Source organism: Stenotrophomonas sp. PS02297 (assembly GCF_029959705.1).
Taxonomy (GTDB): Bacteria; Pseudomonadota; Gammaproteobacteria; order Xanthomonadales; family Xanthomonadaceae; genus Stenotrophomonas; species Stenotrophomonas nitritireducens.
The window spans coordinates 1-4,175 of sequence record NZ_JASCOS010000196.1 but is presented as its reverse complement, the minus strand read 5'-3'; the positions used below and the strand labels follow the sequence as shown (position 1 = coordinate 4,175).

Annotated in this window: 4 protein-coding genes; 3 read left to right on the top strand and 1 reads right to left on the bottom strand. The window is 72.4% G+C overall.

Going from position 1 to position 4,175, the window contains the following annotated elements:
* Positions 1-585: SDR family NAD(P)-dependent oxidoreductase (locus QMX80_RS18635; protein ID WP_282278669.1), on the bottom strand; the 585-nt coding region annotated here is incomplete at its 3' end.
* Between the two features lie 212 nt (positions 586-797).
* On the opposite strand from QMX80_RS18635, the gene QMX80_RS18630 reads away from it, so the two are divergent.
* The 3 genes from QMX80_RS18630 (at position 798) to QMX80_RS18620 (ending at position 3,700) form a co-directional block, all read left to right on the top strand.
* A complete protein-coding gene (locus QMX80_RS18630) occupies positions 798-2,531 on the top strand; it encodes a 3-hydroxybutyrate oligomer hydrolase family protein (RefSeq protein ID WP_282278667.1) in 1,734 nt (577 codons plus the stop codon).
* Positions 2,532-2,643: 112 nt separating this feature from the next.
* Positions 2,644-3,240, top strand: a complete 597-nt coding sequence (locus QMX80_RS18625) for a HutD family protein (protein ID WP_282278664.1) — start codon at positions 2,644-2,646, stop codon at positions 3,238-3,240.
* 73 nt (positions 3,241-3,313) lie between these two features.
* Positions 3,314-3,700, top strand: coding sequence for a DUF1801 domain-containing protein (locus tag QMX80_RS18620; RefSeq protein WP_282278663.1), 387 nt, complete (start codon positions 3,314-3,316; stop codon positions 3,698-3,700).
* Positions 3,701-4,175: the final 475 nt, after the last annotated feature.

Genomic DNA, 4,175 nt, shown 5'->3' with positions numbered 1-4,175 from the left:
CCCCCCGCCGGGGCACCCGCCGGGGCGGGGCCCGCCGCCGCGGGCGCGGCGGCCGCCCGCCCCGTACTCCAGCGCCGCGACCTTGCTCAGGCCGACGATGCCGAACTTGCTGGCCACGTAGGGCGCCTTGTTCTTCGAGGCCACCAGCCCATGCACCGAGGCGATGTTGACCACCCGGCCGTAGCCGCGCCCGGCCATGCCCGGCAGCGCCTGCTGCATGGTGTGGAAGGCGGCGCTGAGGTTGATGGCGATGATGTCGTCCCACTTGTGGGCGGGCTGTTCGGCCAGCGGCGCGGCGTGCTGGATGCCGGCGCAGTTGACCAGCACGTCGAGCGCGCCCCAGTCCTGCACCGCGGCCATCATCGCCTCGATCTCGGCGGGGTTGCGCAGGTCGGCGCCGAAGTGGCGCGATTCGCTGCCGGTTGCGGCGACGCTGGCGAGCGCGGCATCGACCTGTTCGGCCGTACCCAGGCCGTTGATCGCCACGCGGGCGCCGGCCGCGGCCAATGCCTGCGCGATGGCCAGTCCAATCCCCGAGGTGCTGCCGGTCACCAGCGCGGTGCGGCCCTGCAGGAAACGGTCCATGGGAACTCCGTGAAACAGTGGGGGAAGGCTGCAGAACGTAGCAGCCGGGACGTAAGCGCCGCGTGGTACGAAAGTACGATGGGCCGGGCGGGACGCTCTGCTAGTGTGCCGGCATGACTACTTCCCTCCTGCGCGCCGCCTGCGGCCTCGTCATCGGATTCGGCTTGGCGTCGTGCGCCAGCGGCCCCGCTTCCAAGTCCGTGGAGTCTTCCATGTTCAGCAACGAACTGCGCAGCGAGCACCGCGGCGACGACGACCTGTTGACTGCCGGCCTCGGCCTGGCCGGGCTGCGCAGCCTGGCACCGCCGGCCTTCGCCGACGCCGGCGCGCCGACCGTGGAGGAGCTGCGCCGGCGCGCGCTGTGGGGCAGTTGGCGCGGCATCGCCGACCTCGCGCCGGGTGGCGGCTACGGCGAACTGTTCGGCACGCTGGAGGCGGTGCCGGGCCGCGAGTATTCGGCCTATGCGCGCCTGCCCGGGGCGAAGCAGCCGCATCGCGTGCTGGCGCAGGTGCCGGACAATTTCGACACCGGCAGGCGCTGCGTGCTGGTGGCGCCGGCCTCCGGTTCGCGCGGCATCTACGGCGCGGTGTCGGTGGCGGCGGCCTGGGGCCTGCCCAAGGGCTGCGCGGTGGTGTACACCGACAAGGGCGCGGGCAGCGATTATTTCGACCTGGACGCGCAGATGGGCGTGCGCGCCAACGGCATGGTCGGGGCGCTGGGCGAGGCCGCCGACCTGGCCTTCGTGCCGGACGCGCCGGTCAACGCCTCGGGCGTGGCCTTCAAGCACGCCCACTCCAAGGACAACCCGGAAGCCGACTGGGGCCGCCATGTGAAACAGGCGGCCGAATTCGCGCTGCTGGCGCTGGACCAGGCGTTCCCGCAGGCCGCGCCCTTCACCTTCGCCAACACCCGCGTCGTCGCGGTGGGCATCTCCAACGGCGGCGGCGCGGTGCTGCGTGCGGCCGAGCTGGAAGGCGACTGGCTGGATGCGGTGGTCGCCGGCGAGCCGAGCGTGCTGTCCGACGGCCCCGGCGCCCGCGCGCTGTACGACTATTCCACCGAAGCGGCGCTGCTGATGCCCTGCGCGCAGCTGCACATGACCGGCCTGCCACAGCCGCCGCTGACCGCCGCGCTGCAGGCCGGCGCCGCCGTGCGCTGCGCCACGCTGGCGGCCGAAGGCGTCATCGACGGTGCCACGCCCGCAGCGCAGGCCAAGGCCGCCTACGAGCTGATGCTGGACAAGGGCTGGACCGACGCCGCGCTGCGCGCCGGCGCGCTGTCCACCGGCTTCGACCTGTGGCGCGCGGTCGCCGCCACCTACGCTTCGGCCTATGGCCGCTATGGCGTGGGCGAACACCCCTGCGGTTTTGCCTTTGCCGCGCAGAATCCGGATTTCTCGCCGCGCGCGGCCACCGCTGCCGAGCGTGCGGCGTGGATCGCCGATGGCGGCGGCATCCCGCCGGGCGCCGGCGTCGGCCTGCTCGACAGCAGGGTGCAGCTGCCGGACCTGACCTACGCTGGCTTGAAGTGCCTGCGCGGCCTGTGGGACGGGCAGGGCGAGGACGCCCGCCGCGTGCAGGCCGGCATCCAGGCCACCCGCGCCGGCCTGCCGCGCAAGGGCCTGCCGGTGATGGTGGTGCACGGCACCGACGACGGCCTGATCCCGCCGGCCTTCAGCAGCGCGCCCTACGTGGCCGCGGCCAAGGCGGCCGGGCGCGAGGTGAACTACTGGCAGGTGCGTCATGTGCAGCACTTCGACGGCTTCCTCGGCCTGCCCGATTACGGCGCGCGCTACCTGCCGCTGCTGCCTTATGTGTACGCCGCGCTGGACCGCGTGCAGGAACGCCTGGACAAGGGCACGCCATTGCCGGTCGACGCAGTGATCGAAACCACACCGCGCGCGGGCAGGCCGTTGACCGCCGAAAACCTGGCAATGCCGAAGTAACCGCAGCCGTTGTCATGGGAGCGATGCGAGGCGTGCCTGGGCTTTCCCGGTGAAGCCCGGCGCGGCTGATGCCGCTCCTACAACGGCATCGCGGCGATGGCATCATGGCGCGATGGAAATCCTGAACTCGCCTTCCCGCGTCATCCCGGCTGCCGTCTACCACCGCGAACGGTGGCGCAACGGCCTGGGCTGGACCCGCGAAATCCTGCGCCTGCCCGCACAGGGCGACTGGCAGCTGCGCCTGTCCATCGCCGAGATCGAGCAGGACGCGGCGTTTTCCGCGTTTCCCGGCGTCGAACGCGAACTGGTGCTGCTGGAGGGCGAGGGCTTGCGCCTGCGTTTCGCCGATGGCCGCTGCGAAACCCTGCTGCCGCCGCACCAGCGGCTGCGCTTCGCCGGCGAGGACGAACTGAGCGGCGAACTGGTCGATGGAACCACCCGCGATTTCAACCTCATGTGGCGGCGCGCGGACCTGCATGCCGAACTGCTGCACCGGCCGCTGGTCGGCAGCATGCTGTTCTTCACCGAAACGCAGGCGGCGTGGGCGATCCACCTGCTGGCCGGACAGGCCGAATTCGAGGACGCGACGCTGCCGCCCCTGCAGGTCGGCGATACGGCGTGGCTGGGCGCCGGCGGGCGCCGCCGCCATGCGCTGCTCGGTGGCGGGGAGTTGTTGGCGATACGGATCAGGCCGGCCTCCGCCGCCTGAGGCGGTTGCGGCGCATGGACAGGGCCGTGCGGCGGGCCGATGATGGCGCCCGGCAGGCACCGCCGGAGGAGCGATGGGCAAGTCCACGACGACGGACGTCGATGCGTTCATCGACGCGCTGGATCACCCACTGGCGTCGACGATACGCGCGCTGCGCGTCCTGCTGCTGGCGGTCGACCCTGCGATCGCCGAAGCGGTCAAATGGAACGCGCCCAGCTTCCGCACCTCGGAGCACTTCGCCACGATGCAACTGCGCAGGCCCGACGTGGTGCGCCTGATCCTGCATCTGGGAACGAAGAAGCGCAGCTTGCCGGCCGACGTTGTCGCCGATCCGGAGGGCCTGCTGGAGTGGCTGGGGCCGGATCGCGCCCTGCTCGAATTCCGCGATGCCGCGGAACTGGAGGCCAGGCGTACCGCCGTGGTCGCGCTGATCAGGCAGTGGATGGCGCAACTGACGTAGAGCGGGGCACCGCACCGCTGGGGCCTTCCCGGCCAAACCCCGCCGGGCGCTGCCCGGCGCTACAAAACCCCGCGCCGTCGTAGAGCGGGGCACCGCCCCGCTGGAGCCTTCCCGGCCAAGCCCCGCCGGGCGCTGCCCGGCGCTACAGAACCTCTTGCCGTTGTAGAGCGGGGCACGGCCCCGCTGGAGCCTTCCCGGCCAAGCCCCGCCGGGCGCTGCCCGGCGCTACAGAACCTCGTCCCGTTGTAGAGCGGGGCACCGCCCCGCTGGAGCCTTCCCGGCCAAGCCCCGCCGTGCACTGCCCGGCGCTACAGAACCTCGTGCCGTTGTAGAGCGGGGCACGGCCCCGCTGGAGCCTCCCCGGCCAAGCCCCGCCGGGCGCTGCCCGGCGCTATGGAACCTCGTGCCGTTGTAGAGCGGGGCACCGCCCCGCTGAGGCCTTCCAGACCAAGCCCCGCCGGGCGCTGCCCGGCGC